The organism is Lutibacter sp. A80 (genome assembly GCF_022429645.1).
Classification (GTDB): Bacteria; Bacteroidota; Bacteroidia; order Flavobacteriales; family Flavobacteriaceae; genus Lutibacter.
Window position 1 is genome coordinate 1,442,387 of record NZ_CP092480.1, and the last position, 23,661, is coordinate 1,466,047.

Here is a 23,661-nt window from a genome sequence, read left to right on the forward strand (position 1 = left end):
AAAAACTGTATTTTTACAAAATATATCACAATAAACATATAGCTATTTATTTAAATAAATATGAAAAATATAATAATTACTGGAACAAGTCGCGGTATTGGATTTGAATTAGCACAACTATTTGCTAAAAACAATTACAATGTACTTGCTTTATCTAGAAACGCTGCTCCTTTAAACACCTTAAATCTCAAAAATATTACAACACTTTCTGTTGATTTATCTAATGAAAATGATTTAAATAAAGTAACAAACTTTGTAAATACCAACTGGAAAAATGTAGATATTTTAATTAATAATGCAGGAAAATTAGTAAACAAACCTTTTGAAAAAATTACAAGCACAGACTTTTTAGAAGTGTACAAAGTAAATGTTTTTGCAGTTGCAGAATTAACAAAACAATTAATTCCATTTTTAAACAAAGGCAGTCACGTTGTTAATATTAGTAGTATTGGTGGAGTTTTAGGAAGTGTAAAATTTCCTGGTTTAGCAGCTTACAGCTCTTCAAAAGGAGCTCTGTTAACACTAACAGAAGTATTAGCTGAAGAATATAAAGAACAACAAATCTCTTTTAATGCTATTGCTTTAGGAGCAGTACAAACAGAAATGTTAGAAGAAGCATTTCCTGGTTATAAAGCGCCAGTTACAGCAGTAGAAATGGCCGATTATATTTATAATTTTGCTTTAACTGGAAATAAATTTTATAATGGAAAAATTTTGCAAGTTTCATCTACAACTCCTTAATTTATGATTCAAAAGCTTTCAAAATATATCCCAGAAAATGCTTTAATATTGGTTCAAGAAATTCTTGAAGAACATCCATTAGTTATTAAAATAGTTAAAGAAAGAGCCACAAAACACGGCGATTTTAAAAGAACTATTGATAGCAAAGTTGAAATAACAATTAATAACAACTTAAATCAATACCATTTTTTAATAACATTAATTCATGAATTAGCACATTTTGTAACTTTTAAAAAATACAAACGCATAAAACCACATGGTATTGAGTGGAAAAGAAACTTTCAACATTTAATGTTACCGTTTTTAAATCCGGAAATTTTCCCAGAAGATTTGCTTCCATTGTTAGCTAATTACTTAATAAATCCTAAAGCTAGTACTGGATCCGATGTAAATTTAATGCAAGCTTTAAATAAGTATGATGATAATTCGGGAAAGAGCTTTATATTTGAATTACCACATGGCAGTATGTTTTTATTTAAAAATAAAATCTACAAAAAAGGGAATATTAGAAGAACAAGATATGAATGTGTTGAAATGAAAAGTAAAAAAACTTATTTATTCAACAAAAATGCAGCAGTAGAAATAATAGAACACAATGAATAAAAACTATTACGCAGTTATTATGGCTGGTGGAATTGGCTCTCGATTTTGGCCAATAAGCACCAATAAATTACCTAAACAATTTCATGACATTTTAGGTACAGGAAACTCTTTAATTCAACAAACATATAATCGATTTGACTCTTTAATTCCAACAGAAAATATATTAATTGCTACCAATAAAAAATATAAAAAATTAGTAAAAAAACATTTACCAACTATTGCATCTAATCAAATTTTATTAGAGCCTGCAATGCAAAACACTGCACCATGTATTTTATATAGTGCTCTTAAAATCTACAATAAAAACCCAGATGGAATTATGATAGTTGCACCATCTGACCATTATATTGAAAACGAACAAGAATTTATTTCAAACGTTAAAACCACGTTTGAATTTTGTTCAAAAAACGACTTTTTACTAACACTTGGTATCAAACCAACCAATCCAAATACAGGCTATGGATATATTAAGTTTAACAAAACAGATACAGCTATAAAAGAAGTTCTTAATTTCACTGAAAAACCTAATATAGAAACAGCAGAAGAATTTTTAAACAGTGGTGATTACCTTTGGAATGCAGGTATTTTTATTTGGAGTGTTAAAAGTATTTTAAAAGCATTTGAAACTTATCTACCCGAAATGCACCAACTATTTTCTAAAGGCAATAATAATTATAATACAGCTTCAGAAAACAATTTTATTGAAGAAAATTATTCAAAATCTCAAAAAATATCTATAGACTTTGGAATTATGGAAAAAGCAAACAATGTTTGTGTACTTCCAACAGATTTTGGATGGAACGACTTAGGTACTTGGAGTTCCTTACAGGAAAAACTAAAAGCAGATGAAAACCAAAACACTTCTATTGGCGGAGAAGTTATTTTTAAAAACGCTAAAGGGAATATAGTTAGAACACAAAATAATAAAAAAGTTGTAATTAAAGGTTTAAATGACTTTATTGTAGTGGAAAAAAAAGATGTGCTACTAATTTACCCAAAAGATAAAGAACAAGAAATAAAAGAAGTAAGTGCTGAAGTTCAATCCAAATTTGGAGATAAATTTGTTTAAACTATTTAATCATGGAAACTGAAAACACCAATCAACAAAGTAACAATACTAATTCAAATACACCTCCAGAAAACGATTTTAAAGGAGTTTGGCTTAGTATTACGCAATTCTTACACAGTATTCTAGATATTAGAAATGATACTGATAAAAAAGGAACCATTGAAGATATAAAAGAAAATATTTCAATGAAAGGTCACAATGCTTGGGTATTGGTTTTTTCAATATTAATTGCCTCTATTGGATTAAATGTAAGTTCTTCTGCTGTAGTAATTGGAGCAATGCTTATCTCTCCTTTAATGGGACCAATTTTAGGAATTGGGTTATCTATTGGTATTAATGACATTGATACTTTAAGACGTTCTTTAATAAATTTAGGAGTTATGGTTGGGTTGAGTTTAGCAACCTCTACAATGTTTTTTATTTTTCCGATATTTCAAAGTGAAACTCCTGAAATATTGGCCAGAACTGCTCCAGATGTAAGAGATGTTTTTATTGCAATTTCGGGTGGTTTAGCTTTAATAATTGCCCTTAGTAGACGTAGTAAACAAACAAACACAATTGCAGGTGTTGCAATTGCTACTGCATTAATGCCTCCTTTATGTACTGCAGGTTATGGACTTGCAACATGGAATTTAAGTTATTTTGGAGGTGCAATGTTTCTGTTTACTATAAACACTATTTTTATTGCATTAGCCACTTTTGTAATTGTTAAATTTTTAGGCTTTCCAATGCTAAAATACATTAACTCTGCAAAAAGAAAACGTATTGCCACCACAGCTTCAACAGTAGCTCTTATAGTTTTCTCAGGAAGTATTTACCTATTTTTTAACCTATTTCAAGAAAATCAATTTAAACAAGCTGTAGAAAATTTAATAAATGATATTAAAGGAAATGGTATTAGTATTATTGATGAAAAAGATGAAAACATAGACTATCATAACAAAAAGGTTAAAATATATGTTTATGGAAATAAACTAACCAACGATGAAATTAAACTATGGAATGAAAAATTAAAAGACTACGGACTTGAAGGAACACAACTCGACTTTCAACAAGGAGAAGATGATTCTGACATTAGACATGAGGTTCAAAACTTGACAGATTTATATGTGCAAAATCAAAAAATAATTTCATCTAGAGATCAGACAGTAAAGGAGAAAGAAGACAAAATTAAATTACTTACATCTCAAATAAATAAATATCAAGCTGCTGAAATTCCGTTTATACAAATAAGTAAAGAAGCGCAAATAAATTATGCAGGTTTAGAACATTTAAGCTATGCAAAATTAATACATACTAACTTTAACAGTGTAGATACAATTACCGTTTTTAACGCTCGATGGAATGATTCTATTCAAAACATACCCAACAAACAACTTGTGCTTAAAAAATGGCTTAAAACACGTTTAAATTTAGATACTTTACAGTTAAATAATAATTAAAAATCTAAAACAATACCAAAACTAGGCAATACATTTCCTGAAGAATTTGAAATTTCTTCTAGGTTATATCGTGTAGTATCTGTAGCGTTTATACTTTTATTTCCATTTTCATCTTGAATAGGAATTAAATACGACTGCGAAATAAACTCACTTCCATATATATTTTGAATATCAATATAAAAATTTAAAGAAAGTTTTTCCCAATACCACGTTTTATCTACACGAAGATCTAATTGATGATAAGTATCAAAACGTTCTGAATTTAATTTACTATAATCTAAAATACCGCTATTTGAAACATTATAATTTTCAATTATTGCAGACGCGTCATAATCGTAAGGCGTATAAGGTTGTCCACCTATAAGTTTAAACTTACCTCCTATTTCCCAATTTTTTTTCATTTTTTTACCTCCAGTAATTGATAATAAATGACGGTTATCCCAAGATGAAGGAATATAATTACCTGTAGCTCCTTTAAATTCACTTTTAACAAACGTGTACGAAAAAATACCATACAAACCATTATATGATTTTTTTTGCGCTAACAATTCAATTCCATAAGCTCTTCCTTTAGAATTAGAATTTACCTCTTCATTTCCAATAACTCCAAAATCTGAACCTAAATTTGCCAAACTAATTTGATCTCTTACAGAAAAAGGATAGTTTTTATAAGCCTTATAAAACCCCTCTAAAGTTATTTTTGAAGTAGAATTTGGTTTCATTTCTAAACCAGAAACATAATGTATAGCTTCTATAAATTTCAAACCATTATCTCTATTCACCAATTGATTTAAAGCATTTCTATATCCCATAATTGTATAAGCCGGCAATTGTTTATAAATACCTGTAGAGGCATTTAAACTAAGTTTCTTAGTTAATTTATAAGACAAAGATATTCTAGGAGAAAATTGATTTAATGGATTTTTCATTTCATCATTATAATCAACTCCATCCATTCTAAATCCTAAAGAAACTCCTAAATTAGCGTTTAAATAACTTTTTGAAATTTGTCCAAATAAAGCATACTTTAACATAGATAATTTTGAAGAAAAATCAATTTCTTGAACTCCCTCTGAAATTGCCAAACGTTGAAAAGTACTGTTTGTATAAGTTGCATTTTCCAAACCTACACCAACATTTAATTTGTAATTATTATTCAATGTTGAAGTGATTTCAAAACGTAATTTATTTTCAATTTCTTTTGAAGTATAGTCCAATAATAAATCATCTGGATTATCTGAATTATTAAAATATTTTTTTGAGTTATTATTCCAAACATTTCTACTTAAAACAATTTGTTGCATACTTTTTTCACCAAAATGTTTATAAACAGCTCCAACAGTATAATTCCATTGTTCTTGAATAGGAATATTACTTAGGGAATACCTATTTCTCTTTAAAGTTTCCTCGTCAGTTATATCATCATTTACACTTTCGTTTAACTTAAACTTATCTAACGCACCCAAACCTATTAAAGAAATTTCGCTATTTGGTGATAATTGATGTTTTACTTTAAATTGAAAATCGTTATAAGTTGGCAAAAAAGGTAACTTTATCAACTTAAATAAAAACTGCAAATAAGATTGACGCGCAGAAACCATAAAAGTAGTTTTAGACCCCAATGGACCATCTAAAGTAATTCCAGCATCAGAAGTCCCTAAAGTAAGCCTAGTGTTTAATTTTTCAGGATTCCCATCCTTCTGTGTAAAAGAAATAACAGAACTTAAAGCATTCCCTTGATTGGCAGAAAAAGCACTCGTATAAAAATCTACTTTTCTAATTAAATCTGCATTTATAATTCCTACCGGACCTCCAGAAGAACCTTGTGTTTGAAAATGATTAATTACAGGTACTTCTACTCCATCCAAATAAAATTTATTTTCTGAAGGTGCTCCACCTCTAATAATAATATCGTTTCTAAAACTTGGATTTGATGCTACACCCGGTAACGATTGTAACACTTTTAAAACATCTCTATTGCCTCCAGGATTTTTTTCAATTTCAGCAATACCTAAAGTCTGAACAGACAATGGACTTTCTACAGATTTTTGAAATAATTGACTTTGTATTACAACCTCATCTAATTGCTCGTTACTTTGAGATAATTCAATTAAAATATAAGGTATTTTATCCTTGGTTACTAAATAATCATCAGATAAAACAGATGTATATCCTAAAAATGAAACAAAAACTTTATGATAGCCCAATGACACATTTGAAATTACAAAATTCCCTTCTTCATCTGTACTTGTTCCTTTTGTTGAATCATCTACTAATACATTTACAAAAGGTAAACTTTCTCTAGTTTGCGCATCAATAACTTTACCTTTAATAGTTCCGTTATTTTGAGAAAACACTACGGATACATTTAATATAAGGAATAATATAATACTAATATTTTTCATTCTAAAGCATTTATTTATTGCAAATATACTAATTTGTTTAACAAAAATATAAAAATGTTAAACATTTTTATTATATTCATATAAAAAAACCTCAAATCTAATGATTTGAGGTTTGTGGTGAGAGAAGGATTCGAACCTTCGAAGCTTGCGCAGCAGATTTACAGTCTGCCCTCGTTGGCCACTTGAGTATCTCACCAATATTGACCAAAACTTTTATAAAACTAAAAGTTGTTTGTGACCTGGCTGGGGCTCGAACCCAGGACCACCTCCTTAAAAGGGAGGTGCTCTACCAACTGAGCTACCAGGTCGCTTTATTTGTTTTTAGCGGGTGCAAATATAAGAGTATATTTTAAAAAAACAAACAACTTTTTTATTTTGTTTCATTTAAATATACTTCTCTTACTTTTTTAAATAAATTTGAAGAATAAACAAAATTTACAATCGCCTCATTTTCAGTTTTAAATATTTCTTTATTGCTTCCTTCCCATGCTTTTACTCCATCTTTTAAAAAAACAATTTTTTCTCCAATTTCCATCACCGAATTCATATCATGAGAGTTTATTACGGTAATAATTTGATATTCTTTGGTAATTTCTTGAATTAAATTATCTATTAAAGTTGCAGTATTTGGATCTAATCCAGAATTTGGTTCATCGCAAAATAAATATTTAGGTCTCATAACAATTGCTCTTGCAATAGCAACTCTTTTTTGCATCCCTCCAGATATTTCGGCAGGGAATTTTTTATTTGCATTTACTAAATTTACCCTATCTAATACAAAGTTTACACGTTTTAACATCTCTGCATTACTATCGTTTGTAAACATTTTTAAAGGGAACATTATGTTTTCTTCTACCGTTAAAGAGTCGTACAAAGCACCACCTTGAAAAACCATTCCAATTTCTTGTCGTAATTGCCTTCTCTCTTTAATATCTAGCGCTGTTTGATTTCTTCCATCAAAGCAAATCCCTCCTTTTTCTGGAACATGCAGTCCCAATAAACATTTTAAAAAAACTGTTTTTCCAGAACCACTCTGACCAATAATCATACTAGTTTCTCCTTTTTCAAAAGTTGTAGTTATACCTTTTAAAACTGGAGTTCCACTAAATTCTTTATATAAATCTGTAACTTCAATCATTTATCCTAATAACATTTGAGTTAAAAAGTAATTTAATAAAATAATTACAACACTTGTCCAAACCACTGCTTGAGTACTCGCTCTTCCAACCTCTAAAGAGCCTCCTTTTACATAATACCCATGATAGGCTGGAATAGTTGCAATAACAAACGCAAAAACTAATGTTTTAATCAGTGCATATTGTATAAAATAAGGATCAAAATCAAGTTGAATTCCATAAACATAATCTTCACTAAAAAATCTCCCTGTTAAAATTCCTGCAACATATCCCCCATAAATCCCTAAAAACATTGCTAATACAATTAGTATTGGATAAAAGAATAAAGTTGCTATAATTTTGGGTAAAACTAAATAGTTTAAAGAGTTAATCCCCATTACTTCTAGAGCGTCTATTTGCTCAGTAACCCTCATTGTACCTATACTTGAGGAAATATAAGAACCTACTTTACCTGCTAAGATAACACTCATAAAAGTAGGCGCAAACTCTAAAATCATAGATCTTTTTGTTGCAAATCCTATTAAGTATTTTGGTATAAAAGGACTGTCTACATTTAATGCTGTTTGTATAGCTACAACACCTCCTACAAAAAAGGATATAAACATAATTATTCCCAAAGATTTTAAACCTAAATCTTCAATTTCACGAAACAAAGTTTCTCTAAAAACCGACCATTTTTGAGGTTTTCTAAAAACTTGTTTCAGCATAATAAAATACTTTCCAATATGCTCTAAATAGTTCATTAAAATTTCTTTTTGGCTAAAATATTAAAATTATATCACCTTATAATCTTTTTGCATTATAAATTTAATCTTTAAAATAAAAAAGCTGCTATGTTATTAAAACACAGCAGCTTCTAGCAGTATAACTTAAATACTTTAAACTAATATTTATAAACAACGGCATTGATACTCATCCCTGCCCCTACAGAAGCAAAAATAACGACATCTCCTTTATTTATTTCGTGATTTTCAATTGCTCCGTTTTTAACCATATCGAACAATGTTGGTACGGTTGCAACTGAACTATTTCCTAATTTATGAATACTCATTGGCATAACATCACTAGGTACTTTTGTTTTATACAAACGGTAAAATCTTTTAATAATAGCTTCATCCATTTTTTCGTTTGCTTGATGGATAAATACTTTTTTAACTTCAGAAATATCAAGACCTGTTTTATCTAAAGCTGTTTTCATTGCTAAGGGAACATGTTTTAAACCATATTCGTAAATTTTTCGTCCTAACATTTTAATGTAATGAACTCCGCTAGTATCTTCTCTATTAAACGATTCTCCATAATGAAGATAATAACATTCATCTACAGTATCTGTTCGAGCTGCATGACTTAAAATTCCCTGCTCTTCGGTTTCAGCGGCTTCTATAACACAAGCTCCTGCTCCATCAGAAAAAATCATAGAATCTCTATCATACGGATCTATTACACGAGAAAGTGTTTCAGATCCAATTACCAAACATTTTTTTGCTATTCCAGATTTAATAAAAGCTTCTGCTTGAATAACACCTTGAATCCATCCAGGGCATCCAAAAAGGATATCATACGCAACACAACCAGGGCTTTTTATCCCTAACTTGTTTTTTACTCTTGATGCTAAACTTGGTAAAACATCTGCTTGAATAGAGTTTGTTTTAACATCTCCAAAATTATGTGCTAAAATTATATAATCTAATTCTTCTGGATTAATTCCAGATTCTTCTATTGCTTTTTTAGAAGCTATATATGCTAAATCAGATGAATCTTCATCTTCGGCTGCATAACGCCTTTCCTCAATACCGGTTATTGCACAAAATTTTTCAATAATTTCTGCATTTTCGTTCCCAAAAGGGCTTCCATCTTCATTTAAAAATTTACTATTTAAAAAGTCTGAATTTTTTTTTACTATACTTGGAATACAGCTTCCAGTTCCTGTTATTACTGATCTCATTTTTGATAAAAAATTAGGAATCAAATTTAATATTCTATTCGTTATTTAGTTCGGAAATTTTAATTTCCATTACGATGGCTATCGAGTGTGCTCTTGACTTTGCAGTATGCGCAATCTCTCCTTTAAAAAGGGCATCTACAGACTCATTAAACATTGACAACCAACTATTAAAGTGCTCTTTCTTAAAAGGTTTTTGTTGATGTATTTTTAGGTGAGGAGCCATTGCATTTTTACGATACCCACCCGAATAAAACAAAATATTATCCCAAAAATCTACCAATGTTTGTAAATGCAATTCTAAGAGTTCAGGATTTGTAAAATCAACAAAAAAATGACCTATTATATCATCTTTCATTAATTTTTTATAAAAGGTCTTAACAAGTAAATAAATATCGGCTCTGTTTTCAATATCCTTTTTCATAAATATTTTAGAGAAAAGATTTGTCAAACGCAATAGGAAGTAAATCTAAAACTGAGTTTGTTTTAATAATTTTACCTTCTTCTCCCATAAAAAATACTTCAATTTTATCTTTTTGTTTTAATTCATATTCAGATAGTGTTTGTCTACAAGCCCCACATGGCGCTACTGGTTCTTTTAAAATTTGGTTGCTTGAACTTGCCGATATAGCAAGTTTTAAAATTTTTACGTTTGGATATTCTGAAGCTACTTTCCAAATTGCAACACGTTCTGCACACATCCCTGAAGGATAGGCTGCATTTTCTTGATTATTTCCTGTTACAATTAACCCGTTTTCTAACAAAATTGAAGCTCCTACCTTAAATTTGGAATAGGGTGCATAAGCATTCTCTTTAGCTTTTATAGCTTTTTGCATTAAGGCTTCAACGTTTTTTGGAAGCTCTTGAATTGATTCGTAGATTGAAATACTAGTTGTTAATTCAACTTTTTTCATTAAAATAGTGTTCTTTAGCTTTTATTTTACTTCGAAAATATCTCCAAAATCGAAAGATAAAGAGAATCGAAGTGTATTCTCTAATGGATTATTTATATCTGATGCATTGAACAAATATGAAATGTCTAATTTAGAACTTTTAAAATTAAAACCCGAACCTATTGTAAAATATTTTCTAGCTCCTTTTATGTCACTTTCATTAAAATAACCTGCTCTAATTGCAAAAGAATTATCGTACATATATTCAGCTCCTAATGCCCAAGTAAATTCTTTTAACTCCTCACTAAAACCACCTGGAGCATCATTAAAAGATTTAAAAATTCCACTAAAAAAACTTACATCTTCTTGTACATAATATGGGTCTGAAGTTTCGTCTTCAGTAATATCAATACTTGGTGTAGGTACTAGTAATTTATTAAATTCTAAATTTAAGCTTACTTTATTATAATTATCTAAAATAAAATCGAAACCACCTCCTATTTTTAAATTAGTTGGTATAAAGTTTTCTTTTCCATCATCGGTATAAGAAACTTTGGGTCCTATATTTGAAATGTTATATCCTCCACGCCAAATACCATTAAAATCTCCGTAATTACTTTCATCAGATTGAAAATATCCTGAAATATCTACTGCAAAAGTATTCACTGGACTTATTGTTGAATTAGCAGATTTAATTCCTAAATCTGATCTAATATATCGCAAGCTTACACCCATTGAGTAAGTTTCACTCAGTTTAATTGAATAAGAACCGTCTAAGGAAAATTCATTTAATTTTTCAGTCCCTTCTGGAGTTCCATTACTGGTAGTTAATTGTATTTCTCCTAAATTAAAATATTTTAGACTTGTAGCCCAAGCACTTCTTTCGTCTATTCTATTAGCAAAAGTAAAACCACCTAAAAACACATCGTTTGTTAATTCTCTAAGCCAAGGTGTATAAATAATACCTACACTAAATTGAGTTCTCATAAATGCATATTTAGAAGCATTCCAGTGTTGTGAATTTGCATCTGGTGAAGTTGCAACTCCTATGTCTCCCATACCTCCTGCTCTAGCATCTGGTGCTATAAGTAAAAAAGGTGCTGCAGTAGTAATTGGATTCTGATCTTCTTGCGCCTTACTTGAAAAAGCAAATAATACAGTAAGAGTTACTAAAATTATTTTTCTCATTAATGTTAATTTAATAATTGAATTAAATTGTTATTGCAATATTACTAATTTTTCAATTTTTTGAGCAGATGTATTTGAATTAATTGATTTTACTTTCAATTTATATACATATACCCCTTTTCCTATTTTAGCTCCAAAATCATCCAATCCATTCCATACTAATGTTCTACTTAAATTCCCCTCAGTTTGTACTGTTTCTGAAATTGTTTTTACCAATTTACCCGAAACTGTAAAAATTTGAATGTGTACTTCTAGTTGTTCATTTGGCTTGTTATGGTTGAACCAAAATTCTGTATAATTAACAAATGGATTTGGGTAATTTAATACATTACTTAAAACTAAATCGCTATTATCAACAACAGTAAAATTAAACGTAGATTCTGATAGATTATTGTAGGTATCCCATACTTTTAGGGTAATTGTATGTAAACCTGCTGAAAGATCTCTAAACGAATAAGTTACTTTTCCTTTTTTATAGGTATCTAAATCCGTTTGATAATAATCATTTAAAATTATTGGATTTGCTTGATCGTTATCCAAAATTGCAATTATATCGTGATCAACAGCGGTTACGGAAGTGTTAATTCCGTTTTCATCTTCTAAAACAGCAATAAATACAGGATCACTATCTGTTGTACCACCATCAACAAAACTTAAATCGTTCATATATAATTGTACGGTAGGCCCTGTATTATCTGCTGGTGCATTTTCATTAATACCACCTACAGTTACATCGATATTATAACCGGATTTATCAATTATATTGTTTAATGCATAAAAACTGAGTTTTCCTTTTCCATAAGCTACTTTTAAATCTTTAGGAGCCACAAAATCAAAAGTAAACTTTCCATTTTCTACTTTAGAACTTCCTCTAAAAATTTTACTTTCTCTTGAATCAAACTCCATTACAATATTGTAACCATCGTTATCTAATGTTTTTTTATTAATTACTTTATCAAAAACAGTTACGTCAATTTCTCCATTAAAATCGTTTAATAAATTATCATTAACATCAACAACATTTCCTTCAAATTGAATATAAGATAACGCTTTTATAGTGTCTAAAGATTCTTCAATATCTTTATCATTCATTTTAGATAATTTTATTGAAGGTTCTGGAATACTTAAATGCATAGCTGGATCTCCAAAGCTATATATAAAAAAACGCTGGGTTGTAGAAAACTGATTTTTAATCGTCATTAAAGTCTCTGCTATTGACAAGTTTTCATCATTAAATTTTAAAAGAGGCTCTATTAGTCTTTCATTAAATGCCTGACCAACACTAATGTAAATTTCTCTAGTTGTAGAAATTAAAGCACTTGCCCCATAATTTTCTGCCCAAAACAAATATTCACCAGCAGTTTTTCTTAATGGATTATCGAACCTAGAAAAATCGCAAGTAGCTGTTATAAATAAAGGTAATTTATTCTTATTTTTTAAACTTTGTATTTCAGGTAACCGAAAAATACCTTCACTTGCCCAACCATCTTCTCCACCATGTCCAAAATAATCGACTAGTAAAGTCCCATTATCTACCTGATTTACAATATCTAAATTTACAGTTGGATAAGTTTCCCCTGAAGATCCTGTTTCTTGAAAATAAGCATCTAAATATATTTTCTTTAAATTAAAAATTGGTTTTTCAGAAGCTATAGATCTTGCAATTTCATCCATATTAGATTGTAAAACCTCTTCCCCGGAACTATCAATATCATCGGCTATTAAAGTTATATTTGTTCTCCAGTCTCCAAAAGACTCAACACTATAATAATCTAATAATTTATCAACTAGTTGTTTAGCTTGTAAAACATCTGTTACTGGTATTCTTCCTGTAGCTATATCTTGTCTTTCAAAAGAAGACATCAACCCTTCATTTGCATCCATCATACCATAAAAATCATCTGTTACATACGATGATACTAGGCTAAAACTACTATATGATTCAAATGCAGGTACTATATTATTATTTCCTTCAATTCTATCTTTATAATCGTAAGATGCATCCCCAAATAAACAAATATATTTTATTTGATTTGTAGTTGCATTATCGTAAAAATGCTTAACAAAATCTCTAATTGCCGCAACATCTGGTGAGCCTGAAGAAAATTCATTATACAGTTGATCTAAACGTACAACTTTAGTAATTAAGCCTGAATTATTTGCATGATAATCTGCTAATCTTTGTGCTTGATCGACCAAATAATCTTGAGTAATTATTAAATAATCTATATCTTTTAAACTATGTAAGTTCTGATTTTCAACCCTACTTACTTCTAGCAATTCTGGCTCATAAAAATCATTTTCTGGTATTAAAACATATTCTAGTAATTGCCCTCCATTTACTTTGTAAGTATAGTTTGTAGCCAAAGATTGATTCTCTACAAACTCTGGGATTATTGGGTTTGAAACATCCCAAATCCATTTAATTTTATCTGCATTTTCTATAGAAATTTCTTGAACTCCTGAATTATTTAAAATATCAAAATTTCTAAATACATATTGATGGTCTTTAGCTATTAACTTTCGTTTACCAAGCACTTCTATATAGTCTAAATAAGCATCTGCCGAAGGATTTCCATTATTATTATAACTTATGGTTACATCTACTAGATCTCCCGATGTTGTTATTGTTCCTTCATCTTCATTAGCAACAGCGCTATCTGAACCTGATAAAGCCTCGTAATTTACTTCAAACACATCTTGACTATTTACCTTAACAGACATAGTTGATGCTGTAGAAGAAGCAGTTACACCTCTAACTCTTACTCGTATAGGTTCAGCGCTATCTATTTCTTCAAAGGGTAGTGAATATGTACGTGTGTTTTCGATATTATATGCATCTCCAAACCATTGCTGTCCAACTGCAAGTAAATTAACTTCGTCTTTTTCATAAAAAGTAAAATCGTCAAAATTTGTAATTGTTCTGGTACTCGAATTTGTAATTGGTATTTGCGTAGTTATTCTTTTACCTTCTGAAGTCCCAATTTTTAAAAAATAGTAAGCTTTATCACTGTAAATATTAAAATTATGCTTTGTTGTATTTAAACTTGGAATTAATCCATAGTCCCAAGAATGAGGACCAGTAGCATAGAATAGTATATAATCATTATCATCAAAACTAGCATCGTCCTGACCATTTACATAAATGGCATTTTCTTGTAAACCATTATATCTAAAATCACTGTTTTTCAAAGGAAGCATTGCACCTCCATTACCAAAAACACTAATATTCTTAGGGTTTATTGAATTTACATCTACTCCTAATCTTTCTAAAAAATCTTTATCAATTTTATAAACTCCTGTTTTATTTATTGCAAATTTAAACCAATTTCCTTCAGATAAAACTGAGTTTTTTATAGTCGATATTTTTTGTGAATTTTGCTTAGCTGCAGCCAAAGTATATTCTAATTCAAAAGAAACAATACGCTTAATTTGGTTATCTATTTTTACTAGTGGCATTAGATTTAAAACTGCCAAAGTTGTATTATTTGCATTTACAACATTTAAATCTATAAAAACTTCATTTCCAACATATTTAGCTGTATAACTATTATTTTTAGCTACAGTTTCATAAACAACATTTTTAATAGAAAAATCACTAATTACACTGTTTGTATTTACACTCCAACTATCCATAAAAGTTGGATTTAAATGAGCATCTAAAAAGTTATTCTCAATTAAACTTGTTTTAATTGTTGAATTTTTATTAATTTCGAAATCGACATTGTCAATCCATTTTAATTTATAAACTTTCGTTTTATCTTGTTGTGCAAAAACAAAGTTTCCAACAAGAAGAAAAAGAAATATTAGGCTATTAATAGAGTATTTCATTTTGTAAAAACGCACTAAATTTGGGATTTTGTTCAAATATTATACAACATTACACATAATAAAGAACAAAAACAATCGTTATAAAAAACATAATCAAAAAATTTGTTGCAAAAAAATTTATTTAATGTAAATTGCAACACTAAAACCCTAATTAAGTTTTGTATGAACTTTAATGATATCAAAAAAAATTATAAAGTACTAATCTGTATAGTTATAGGAGTTTCTTTAATAAGCTGCCGTAACAAAAAAGCTTCTGGACTTACTGGATGGAGTGCACAAGAAAAAAGCGCTGTTGGTTTTTACGATTCTAAATCAAATTATGCTGGCCAAGATACCCCTCCTGGAATGGTATTAATTGAAGGAGGAAGTTTTACTATGGGGCAAGTTCAAGACGATGTGCTCTTCGATTGGAATACAACGCCTGTAAAACAACAAGTTCGTTCATTTTATATGGATGAAACAGAAGTAACAAACTCTGAATATTTGTTCTATTTAAATTGGATGGAAAAAGTTTTCCCTCCAAATGACATCAACTACGAACATATTTATCAGTCTGCAGTACCAGACACATTAGTTTGGAGAGATGTTTTAGGATTTAATGAACTGTTAACAGAAAATTATTTAAGACATCCTGGTTACCAAGATTATCCTGTTATTGGAGTAAGTTGGGTGCAAGCAAATCAATACTGTAATTGGAGAACCAATAGAGTAAATGAAAAAATATTAATGGATAAAGGTGTTCTAAAACCTTTATACGACCTTGATTCTCTAGAAGTAAAAGGTAAAGATCATTTTGACACTGACACCTATTTACAAAATCCATATGCAATGTTTGATGGTGATTCTACCATTTATAAAAAAGGGTTACCTGATTTTAAAGCTAGAAAAAAAGGAGAACCTAGACCTGCTAGAGGTTCGTTTACAGGTAGACAAGTAAAAGTTTCTGACGGAATTTTATCTGCTAAATTTAGACTTCCAACAGAAGTAGAGTGGGAATATGCCGCTAAAGCAATTGTTGAAGATAGAGAATATAATAACATAAGAGGTAGAAAAAAATACGCTTGGAGTGGTAAATACACTAGAAACAAATCTAAACGTTATAAGGGTGATCAACTTGCCAATTTTAAACAAGGTAAAGGAGATTATAGCGGTGTTCCAGGTTGGAGTAACGATGGTGCAGATATTACCATTCAGGTAAAATCTTACGAACCTAACGCATTTGGATTGTATGATATGTCTGGTAACGTTGCAGAATGGGTATCTGATGTTTATAGACCTATAATTGATAATGACGCTAACGACTTTAATTATTATAGAGGTAATATTTTTACAAAAAAAATGATAGACTCTGAAGGTAAAGTTGTTATTGCTGATAATTTTTCTGTACAATACGATACTTTAGATAACGGTAGAATTACACCTAAAAACTTACCTGGTAGTATTAAAACAGTTCCTATTACTAAGCAAGACGCATATATGAGAAATAATTATGAAAAAGCTTATAATGTTGATGCTAAAGATGGAGACTTGGCATCTACCAAGTTTTATGATAAAGATGAAGATGAATTAGATGTAAAACCTCGTATGTATAATTCACCAATTAAACCAAAAGAAATTGGAGAAAGTGGATTGATAAAACAACAATACGATACTGAAAAAAGAACAACACTTATTAGTAATAAAACTCGTGTTTATAAAGGTGGTTCTTGGAGAGACAGAGAATATTGGTTAGACCCATCTCAAAGAAGGTATTTACCTGAATATATGGCTACTAATTATATTGGCTTTAGATGCGTTACTGATAGAATTGGACCAATGACACAAAACACTAGAACTCCGACTTCTAGAGGAGTTAGATACTAAAAAATAATTGAAATAAAATATAAACCTCATTGAAATTTCAATGAGGTTTTTTTTATATTTAAAATTACAAAACCCAAAATTACTTCAAATTAAAACCTATGAAAATTGAACAATTATACAACCTATACACCCAAAGCTATTTAGTAGATACAGATACTAGAAATATTAGAAAAGGAAGTATTTTTTTCGCTTTAAAGGGAGCTAATTTTAATGGAAATAAATTTGCTAAAGATGCATTAAACAGTGGTGCATCTTATGCTGTAATAGACGAAGAAGAATATAAAGATCTGCAAAATGTAATTTTAGTGAAGAATGTTTTAGAAACACTACAAGAATTAGCTAAATATCATAGAGATCAACTAAAAATTCCTATAATTTCTTTAACAGGAAGCAATGGAAAAACCACAACCAAAGAACTTATTAATGCTGTTTTATCAAAAAAATTTAAAACTACAGCAACTTCCGGAAATCTTAATAATCATATAGGAGTACCTCTAACGCTTTTAACAATACAGCCAACTACTGAAATTGGAATTATTGAAATGGGTGCTAACCATTTAAATGAAATTGACTTTTTATGTAAAATTGCTAAGCCAAATTTTGGATTAATTACAAACTTTGGAAAAGCACATTTAGAAGGTTTTGGAAGTATTGAAGGTGTAGTAAAAGCAAAATCTGAACTGTACGAGTTTTTAAGAACTACAAACGGAATTGCTTTTATTAATACAGATGATTCTAAACAGGTAAAACAATCTAAAAACATTAATTCTGTAGTTTTTAATAATTCAGAAATTAAATTTATTGAAGTAAACCCTTTTGTTAAAGTTCAATTTAATAATATTGATATTGAAAGTAAATTAATTGGAAAATACAATTTTAATAATATTTCAGCAGCCATAGCAATTGGAAATTATTTTAAAGTTCCATTAAAAGACATTAAAGATGCAATTGAAAATTATGAACCAACCAATAATAGGTCTCAAATAATAAATAAAGGTAGTTTAAAAGTAATTTTAGACGCATACAATGCTAATCCAAGTAGCATGAAAGCCGCATTAGAAAACTTTAGTTTATTAAAAGATACTCAAAAAGTAGTTATTTTAGGCGACATGTTTGAATTAGGTGAAACAAGTTCTAAAGAACACCAACAAATTGCTGATTATGCAAATTCCTTAAATTTTAACAAGCTTATATTAATAGGAAAAGCATTTTCTACAATAACTGTAAAAAATGCTTTAATATATTCTAGTTTTGAAGATTTTAAAACTTCAAATAAAGATTTAAATTTAAAAAATACCTCTTTATTAATTAAAGGTTCTAGAGGTATGGCATTAGAAAGAATATTAAACCTCTTCTAATTTTAATTTCTCACGATGGAATTCAATTAAACCATCAATAGGTCTTCTTAAAATAGTTCCAAGTTTAACATTGTACTTTTTTGCTACTCTTTCAATAACATCTTTTGAGAAAAATGCAATAGAACCAACAAAATGTACAGGTACATCCTTAACCTCTTTATAATTTAGCACTCTTGTTTTAAAGAAAACATTAATTCCTTTTTCAAGCACTTTATCTGTATAAGCAGTACGTTCATTTCTAAAAATAAATTCTGCAAAATGTGCTAAATAAGTATTTGGATTTGTTTCCTTATAAACATTTCGTTTTATTATATCAGGATCGACATCAAACTGGCTTTTAAATTTCTTAGCACTTCTTTTAGGCATTCTTTTGTAAAAATAATCTCTAATTAATCTTTTTCCAAAATAATTACCACTTGCTTCATCCATTAAGATAAAACCTAGAGAAGGCACACCATTAACAACATCTTTACCATCAAAGTAGCTGCTATTTGATCCTGTTCCTAAAATACACACAATACCGGGCTCTGTAGTTACCGCATATGTCGCTGCATATGTGTCTTCCTTAACCTCAACTATTGCATTTATAAAAAATGATTCTAATATTGATTTCAATAATGCAGTAGGTTTTTTAGTTCCGCAACCAGCTCCATAGAAATAAACATGTGTTATTTTCTCTTTATGAAATTGAAAATCTTCATTTTCTTCTACACGGCTTTGTAATAAATCACCTGGAAAAACGGCAGGATTTAAACCTGCTGTTCTTGTTTTAAGTACAACCTCTCCTTTATTGTCTAACAAAATCCAATCGGCTTTTGTTGAGCCTCCATCAGCTATTAGAATCATTCTTTATGAATTTAACTATGAATATAACTTATTTATTATTATTTAACTGCATTAATGTACTCAGCTAAATCAACTAATTTTGTTGAATAACCGTATTCATTATCGTACCAAGAAATAATTTTTACAAAATTATCGTTTAATCCGATACTTGCATTTGCATCAAATGTTGAAGTTTTAGATTCAGAAACAAAATCTTGAGAAACAACACCTTCTTCAGTATATCCTAAAACACCTTTTAATTCGTTTTCTGATGCTTTTTTAATTGCTGCTTTTACTTCTTCAAAAGGAACTCCTTTTTCTAAACGACAAGTTAAATCTACTACAGATACATCAACAGTTGGTACTCTAAATGCCATACCTGTTAATTTTCCATTTAATTCTGGAATTACTTTTCCAACAGCTTTTGCAGCTCCTGTAGATGCAGGTACAATATTGTTTAAAGAAGCACGACCTAATCTAAAATCTTTTTTAGATGGACCATCAACTGTAAATTGTGTTGCAGTAGCAGCGTGTACAGTAGTCATTAATCCTTCAACAATTCCAAAGTTATCATTTAATACTTTAGCAATTGGTGCTAAACAGTTAGTTGTACAAGAAGCATTAGATACAATAGTATCAGCTGCAGTAATTTTATCATTATTTACACCCATTACAAACATTGGTGCATCTGCAGATGGTGCAGAAATTGCTACTTTTTTAGCTCCAGCTTTAATGTGTTTTCCAGCTCCTTCTAAGTTTGTGAAGATTCCAGTACAGTCTAAAACTACATCAGCTTCAACTTCATCCCATTTTAAATCTTCTGGGTTACGTTCAGCAGTAATTCTAATTTCATTTCCGTTTACAACTAATTTACCATCTTTTACATCAATAGTTCCGTCAAATTGACCGTGAACTGAGTCATACTTTAATAAGTAAGCTAAGTGATCTACAGCTAGTAAATCGTTAATTCCTACAACTTGTACATTTGGTCTACTAGCAGCTACTCTAAAAGCTAATCTACCGATTCTACCAAATCCGTTAATTCCAATTTTAATTGTTGACATGTTTATTGTTTTTATCTATTAATCTATATATTAAACTGAAGTTATTTCAGCTACTTTTAATAATTCTTTATCTATATCGTTGTTCAATTTAATAGCCTTATTAAGGGCAACTGTAGTAACTTGATTGTTAGTAATACCAACCATAACACCAGACGATCTGTCTAATAAATGCTCTACTGCTGCTACACCTAATCTACTCGCTAAAACTCTATCTGAACAACTAGGGCTTCCTCCTCTTTGCATATGTCCTAAAACAGAAACTCTTATATCATAATCTGGAAAAATCTCTTTAATATGATCTCCTAATTCAAATACATTTTTACCAATTTTATCTCCTTCAGAGACAACAACAATACTAGAGGTTTTTCCTCTTTCTCTACTTCCTCGAAGAGAATCAACCAATCTATCTAATCCTAAATCTTTCTCAGGAATTAAAATTTCTTCGGCTCCGGCTCCAATACCTGTATTTAATGCTATAAATCCTGCATCACGTCCCATTACCTCAATAAAAAATAATCTATTGTGCGAACTAGCAGTATCTCTAATTTTATCAATAACATCTACAACTGTATTTAAAGCTGTGTCATACCCAATTGTTCTATCCGAACCATAGATATCATTATCAATAGTTCCAGGAATACCAATTATTGGAAAATTAAATTCTTGAATAAATTTTAAGCCACCAGTAAAAGTTCCATCTCCACCAATAATAACAAGTGCACCTATACCGGCTTCTTTCAAATTATCATAAGCTTTTTGTCTACCTTCTTCTGTCCTAAATTCTTGACATCTTGCAGATTTTAAAATAGTACCTCCTTTGTTAATAATATTACTAACATGTCGGGAAGATAATTCTTCAAAATCTCCGTCAATTAATCCTTGGTATCCTCTATAGACACCAACACAATCTACTCTGTAATATGTACAAGCTCTAACTACAGCTCGTATGGCAGCATTCATCCCTGGAGCATCTCCTCCAGACGTTAAAACTGCTATCTTATTTATTGGTTCATTCATAGGTTAAAATTAATTTACCAAAGGTACTTTGAAATGGAATTTTATCCTACAAAACCGTTTTTTTTTCACTAAAACGATTTCGCAAAAAACCTCTGTAAATCAAGGGTTTCACTAAGTAAATTTGAAATTTTAAAAAACTTATATTCAGATATTTACAGTAAAAATAATTAAAATATTTTTGATACTCAATTATTTTAAAAAATATTTTTTCAACACTTTTAAAGAAACATTTTAAAAAGTAAAAAATTACTTCTTTTGCACAAAAAAACCATTCAATAAAATTATTGAATGGTCTCTAAATACAAATTATAATTTATAATTAAATATCAGTTTAATAAGATGTTAAAACCAACCTAACAAGGCACGGGTTTACAAATACGATATCTATTCTATAATTTTAAAAATGAATGAATTTAAAGTATCCAATTTAATATTGGCAACTCCTACTCCATTTTCAACAATTAAATTGGTTTTTGTTGTATTATACAATTGGTCTTCTAATATATATGTACCATCTTTTAAATTCCATTTTTTAATTATTTCTGAAGGAATTTGTAGGTCCAAATCGTAATTTACTAAATCATCAAAATTTGAAATTATCAATAGCTTTTCATTTTCACTCCAACGCACAAATGAAAATATTTTACGTGTATAGTTCTCTAAATTTTGTCTATTGTAATGATGAATTTCTGCATATTCGCCCATTAATGCTTCACTTTTTATTGTAAAGTTTAATAAACGTTTATAAAAATCGCGTAAATCTTTTTCTTCAGGAGTAGAGTTTCCTCCATCAAATTTACCACCATTCATCCAACGTTGATGTGTTGGCACACCTATATAATCGAAAATTGAAGTTCTGGTAGGCGATCCAAAACCTGCATTTTCTGCTCCTGGCTCACCTACTTCTTGTCCAAAATAAATCATTGTTGGCGATGTGCTTATTGTTGCTGAAACTACCATTGCTGGCTTTCCTTTTTCTGCTACACCTGCAAAATCTGGACTTGCAATACGTTGCTCATCATGATTTTCTAAAAAGTGCAACATATTGTGTTCTATATCTGTTTTATAGTCTTGAATTCCGGTAATATGATCTGTCCATCCGTGTCCTTGCATAATATTTTTAATAGTATCATACAATGCTACTTTATCATATAAATAATCCATTTTTCCTTTAAAAATGTAATCTCTATACATATCTGGATTGTAAACTTCTGCCAATAAAAAAGCATCTGGATTCACCATTTTAATAGCTGAATTCATATAACTCCAAAACTCAACAGGTACCATTTCTGCCATATCGTATCTAAAACCATCAACTCCTTTTTCTGTCCAATACAATGCTATATCTCTAAATTTTATCCAAGAGCTTGGCACTGTTTTATCTTTCCAAAACTCAAAATGTGCTTTGAAATCTTTTGTATCAAAACCTTCTGGTAAAGTGTCAAAATCTTTTCTACCATCTGGGCTAACGCCATAATTAATTTTTACGGTTTCGTACCAATCATTTACGTCTGGACGTGAAGCTCTAGACCCATTACCTGTCCATTTAGCAGGATTCTCATCAAATTTACCATTTGCTAATGGATGCTTTTCACCTCCCAAAGGTAAATAACCATCTCTCCATTCTGGTACTTGAAAAGCTTCTCCAGGATTGTAATAAAAATTATTATTTACATCGTATTGTTTTGTTTTATCATCGCTTTTCCCAAATGGTTCAGCTCCTTCTGGAGTTGATTTTCCTTCATAGTTACGAGCAACATGGTTAGGAACAATATCTATCAATACTTTCATTCCATTTTTATGTGTTCTGTCAATTAAAGCTTCAAACTCTTCTAACCTATTTTCAACATTTTCTGCTAGATCAGGATTTACATTGTAATAATCTTTAACAGCGTAAGGTGAACCTGCTCTACCTTTTACAATATCTGGATCGTCGTTTGAAATTCCAAATTCTGTATAATCTCTAATTACATCATGATGTGGAACACCTGTATACCAAACATAAGTAACACCTAAATCTTTAATTTCTTGAAGCGCTTTATCTGTAAAATCATTAAACTTTCCTACACCATTTTCTTCAATGGTTCCCCAAGGTTTGTTAGTTGTATTTGTGTTTCCAAATAAACGTGTAAAAACTTGATATACTACTTCTTTATGATTTTTTTGTTCCTTCATAATTGCTTTTGAATCTTTTTTTTCGTCATTACAAGCCACAAAAATAATAATTAACGTAGTAATTACACTTAAATATTTTGTTTTCATATTGATACTAATTGGTTTTTGG

The 23,661-nt window shown here is 29.6% G+C and carries 18 protein-coding genes and 2 tRNA genes; 6 read left to right on the forward strand and 14 right to left on the reverse strand.

The features are described from left to right. Positions 1 to 60 precede the first annotated feature (60 nt). The 4 genes from MHL31_RS06260 to MHL31_RS06275 are packed head-to-tail and all read left to right on the forward strand — an operon-like array spanning position 61 to position 3,855. The gene (locus MHL31_RS06260; RefSeq protein ID WP_240228226.1) at positions 61 to 741 is read left to right on the forward strand and encodes an SDR family oxidoreductase; all 681 of its coding nucleotides are present in this window, start codon (positions 61 to 63) and stop codon (positions 739 to 741) included. A 3-nt stretch (positions 742 to 744) separates the two neighbouring features. Further along, a complete protein-coding gene (locus MHL31_RS06265; RefSeq protein WP_240228228.1) occupies positions 745 to 1,344 on the forward strand; it encodes a SprT-like domain-containing protein in 600 nt (199 codons plus the stop codon). After that, positions 1,337 to 2,413: a mannose-1-phosphate guanylyltransferase gene (locus tag MHL31_RS06270; protein ID WP_240228229.1), complete on the forward strand. Its 1,077-nt coding sequence runs from the start codon at positions 1,337 to 1,339 to the stop codon at positions 2,411 to 2,413. The genes MHL31_RS06265 and MHL31_RS06270 overlap by 8 nt, the downstream gene beginning before the upstream one ends. 11 nt (positions 2,414 to 2,424) lie before the next feature. After that, the gene (locus MHL31_RS06275) at positions 2,425 to 3,855 is read left to right on the forward strand and encodes a DUF389 domain-containing protein (protein WP_240228231.1); all 1,431 of its coding nucleotides are present in this window, start codon (positions 2,425 to 2,427) and stop codon (positions 3,853 to 3,855) included. Here MHL31_RS06275 and MHL31_RS06280 read toward each other — a convergent pair. The 10 genes from MHL31_RS06280 to porU all read right to left on the reverse strand — a co-directional run bounded on the left by MHL31_RS06280 (position 3,852) and on the right by porU (position 15,250). Then, positions 3,852 to 6,260 carry a TonB-dependent receptor gene (locus MHL31_RS06280; protein ID WP_240228232.1) on the reverse strand — a complete coding sequence of 803 codons (2,409 nt, stop codon included), beginning with the start codon at positions 6,258 to 6,260 and terminating at the stop codon, positions 3,852 to 3,854. The genes MHL31_RS06275 and MHL31_RS06280 overlap by 4 nt on opposite strands. A 115-nt stretch (positions 6,261 to 6,375) precedes the next feature. After that, positions 6,376 to 6,456 (reverse strand) — tRNA-Tyr (locus tag MHL31_RS06285). A 39-nt stretch (positions 6,457 to 6,495) separates the two neighbouring features. After that, a tRNA-Lys gene (locus MHL31_RS06290) sits at positions 6,496 to 6,568 on the reverse strand. A 62-nt stretch (positions 6,569 to 6,630) separates the two neighbouring features. Further along, positions 6,631 to 7,398, reverse strand: a complete 768-nt coding sequence (locus MHL31_RS06295) for an ABC transporter ATP-binding protein (RefSeq protein ID WP_240228233.1) — start codon at positions 7,396 to 7,398, stop codon at positions 6,631 to 6,633. Beyond that, positions 7,399 to 8,139, reverse strand: a complete 741-nt coding sequence (locus tag MHL31_RS06300) for an ABC transporter permease (RefSeq protein ID WP_240228234.1) — start codon at positions 8,137 to 8,139, stop codon at positions 7,399 to 7,401. It abuts the gene before it with no gap. Positions 8,140 to 8,279: 140 nt separating this feature from the next. After that, on the reverse strand, positions 8,280 to 9,341 hold the full coding sequence (locus MHL31_RS06305) for a 3-oxoacyl-ACP synthase III family protein (protein WP_240228235.1): 1,062 nt from the start codon (positions 9,339 to 9,341) through the stop codon (positions 8,280 to 8,282). A gap of 34 nt (positions 9,342 to 9,375) precedes the next feature. Next, the gene (locus tag MHL31_RS06310) at positions 9,376 to 9,762 is read right to left on the reverse strand and encodes a group III truncated hemoglobin (protein ID WP_240228236.1); all 387 of its coding nucleotides are present in this window, start codon (positions 9,760 to 9,762) and stop codon (positions 9,376 to 9,378) included. Positions 9,763 to 9,769: 7 nt separating this feature from the next. Then, on the reverse strand, positions 9,770 to 10,252 hold the full coding sequence (gene cdd, locus MHL31_RS06315; protein WP_240228237.1) for a cytidine deaminase: 483 nt from the start codon (positions 10,250 to 10,252) through the stop codon (positions 9,770 to 9,772). 21 nt (positions 10,253 to 10,273) lie between these two features. After that, a complete protein-coding gene (gene porV, locus MHL31_RS06320; protein ID WP_240228238.1) occupies positions 10,274 to 11,419 on the reverse strand; it encodes a type IX secretion system outer membrane channel protein PorV in 1,146 nt (381 codons plus the stop codon). 30 nt (positions 11,420 to 11,449) lie between these two features. Beyond that, complete coding sequence (gene porU / locus MHL31_RS06325; RefSeq protein WP_240228240.1) at positions 11,450 to 15,250, reverse strand: type IX secretion system sortase PorU; 3,801 nt, start codon at positions 15,248 to 15,250, stop codon at positions 11,450 to 11,452. Between the two features lie 162 nt (positions 15,251 to 15,412). Here porU and gldJ point away from each other — a divergent pair, with 162 nt between their 5' ends. Together gldJ and murF are read left to right on the forward strand one after the other, a co-directional pair. Next, positions 15,413 to 17,113, forward strand: a complete 1,701-nt coding sequence (gldJ, locus tag MHL31_RS06330; protein WP_240228241.1) for a gliding motility lipoprotein GldJ — start codon at positions 15,413 to 15,415, stop codon at positions 17,111 to 17,113. A gap of 98 nt (positions 17,114 to 17,211) precedes the next feature. After that, positions 17,212 to 18,471, forward strand: coding sequence for a UDP-N-acetylmuramoyl-tripeptide--D-alanyl-D-alanine ligase (murF, locus tag MHL31_RS06335; protein WP_240228243.1), 1,260 nt, complete (start codon positions 17,212 to 17,214; stop codon positions 18,469 to 18,471). Here the strand turns inward: murF and MHL31_RS06340 are convergent. The 4 genes from MHL31_RS06340 to MHL31_RS06355 all read right to left on the reverse strand — a co-directional run bounded on the left by MHL31_RS06340 (position 18,457) and on the right by MHL31_RS06355 (position 23,639). Then, on the reverse strand, positions 18,457 to 19,317 hold the full coding sequence (locus MHL31_RS06340) for an N-acetylglucosamine kinase (protein WP_240228244.1): 861 nt from the start codon (positions 19,315 to 19,317) through the stop codon (positions 18,457 to 18,459). The two genes, murF and MHL31_RS06340, sit on opposite strands and share 15 nt — an antisense overlap. 38 nt (positions 19,318 to 19,355) lie before the next feature. Then, positions 19,356 to 20,360 (reverse strand): type I glyceraldehyde-3-phosphate dehydrogenase, encoded by a 1,005-nt coding sequence (gene gap, locus MHL31_RS06345; RefSeq protein ID WP_240228246.1) that lies wholly within the window; start codon positions 20,358 to 20,360, stop codon positions 19,356 to 19,358. Between the two features lie 30 nt (positions 20,361 to 20,390). Beyond that, positions 20,391 to 21,377 (reverse strand): 6-phosphofructokinase, encoded by a 987-nt coding sequence (pfkA, locus tag MHL31_RS06350; protein WP_240228248.1) that lies wholly within the window; start codon positions 21,375 to 21,377, stop codon positions 20,391 to 20,393. Between the two features lie 384 nt (positions 21,378 to 21,761). Then, positions 21,762 to 23,639 (reverse strand): alpha-amylase family protein, encoded by a 1,878-nt coding sequence (locus MHL31_RS06355; RefSeq protein WP_240228250.1) that lies wholly within the window; start codon positions 23,637 to 23,639, stop codon positions 21,762 to 21,764. Positions 23,640 to 23,661 lie beyond the last annotated feature (22 nt).

Excerpts from the sequence above, each read along its gene's own strand:
- MHL31_RS06260 (WP_240228226.1), top strand. The coding sequence starts at position 61 with ATGAAAAATATAATAATTACTGGAACAAGTCGCGGTATTGGATTTGAA.
- MHL31_RS06265 (WP_240228228.1), top strand. The coding sequence starts at position 745 with ATGATTCAAAAGCTTTCAAAATATATCCCAGAAAATGCTTTAATATTG.
- MHL31_RS06270 (WP_240228229.1), top strand. The coding sequence starts at position 1,337 with ATGAATAAAAACTATTACGCAGTTATTATGGCTGGTGGAATTGGCTCT.
- MHL31_RS06275 (WP_240228231.1), top strand. The coding sequence starts at position 2,425 with ATGGAAACTGAAAACACCAATCAACAAAGTAACAATACTAATTCAAAT.
- MHL31_RS06280 (WP_240228232.1), bottom strand. The coding sequence starts at position 6,260 with ATGAAAAATATTAGTATTATATTATTCCTTATATTAAATGTATCCGTA.
- MHL31_RS06295 (WP_240228233.1), bottom strand. The coding sequence starts at position 7,398 with ATGATTGAAGTTACAGATTTATATAAAGAATTTAGTGGAACTCCAGTT.
- MHL31_RS06300 (WP_240228234.1), bottom strand. The coding sequence starts at position 8,139 with ATGAACTATTTAGAGCATATTGGAAAGTATTTTATTATGCTGAAACAA.
- MHL31_RS06305 (WP_240228235.1), bottom strand. The coding sequence starts at position 9,341 with ATGAGATCAGTAATAACAGGAACTGGAAGCTGTATTCCAAGTATAGTA.
- MHL31_RS06310 (WP_240228236.1), bottom strand. The coding sequence starts at position 9,762 with ATGAAAAAGGATATTGAAAACAGAGCCGATATTTATTTACTTGTTAAG.
- cdd (WP_240228237.1), bottom strand. The coding sequence starts at position 10,252 with ATGAAAAAAGTTGAATTAACAACTAGTATTTCAATCTACGAATCAATT.
- porV (WP_240228238.1), bottom strand. The coding sequence starts at position 11,419 with ATGAGAAAAATAATTTTAGTAACTCTTACTGTATTATTTGCTTTTTCA.
- porU (WP_240228240.1), bottom strand. The coding sequence starts at position 15,250 with ATGAAATACTCTATTAATAGCCTAATATTTCTTTTTCTTCTTGTTGGA.
- gldJ (WP_240228241.1), top strand. The coding sequence starts at position 15,413 with ATGAACTTTAATGATATCAAAAAAAATTATAAAGTACTAATCTGTATA.
- murF (WP_240228243.1), top strand. The coding sequence starts at position 17,212 with ATGAAAATTGAACAATTATACAACCTATACACCCAAAGCTATTTAGTA.
- MHL31_RS06340 (WP_240228244.1), bottom strand. The coding sequence starts at position 19,317 with ATGATTCTAATAGCTGATGGAGGCTCAACAAAAGCCGATTGGATTTTG.
- gap (WP_240228246.1), bottom strand. The coding sequence starts at position 20,360 with ATGTCAACAATTAAAATTGGAATTAACGGATTTGGTAGAATCGGTAGA.
- pfkA (WP_240228248.1), bottom strand. The coding sequence starts at position 21,377 with ATGAATGAACCAATAAATAAGATAGCAGTTTTAACGTCTGGAGGAGAT.
- MHL31_RS06355 (WP_240228250.1), bottom strand. The coding sequence starts at position 23,639 with ATGAAAACAAAATATTTAAGTGTAATTACTACGTTAATTATTATTTTT.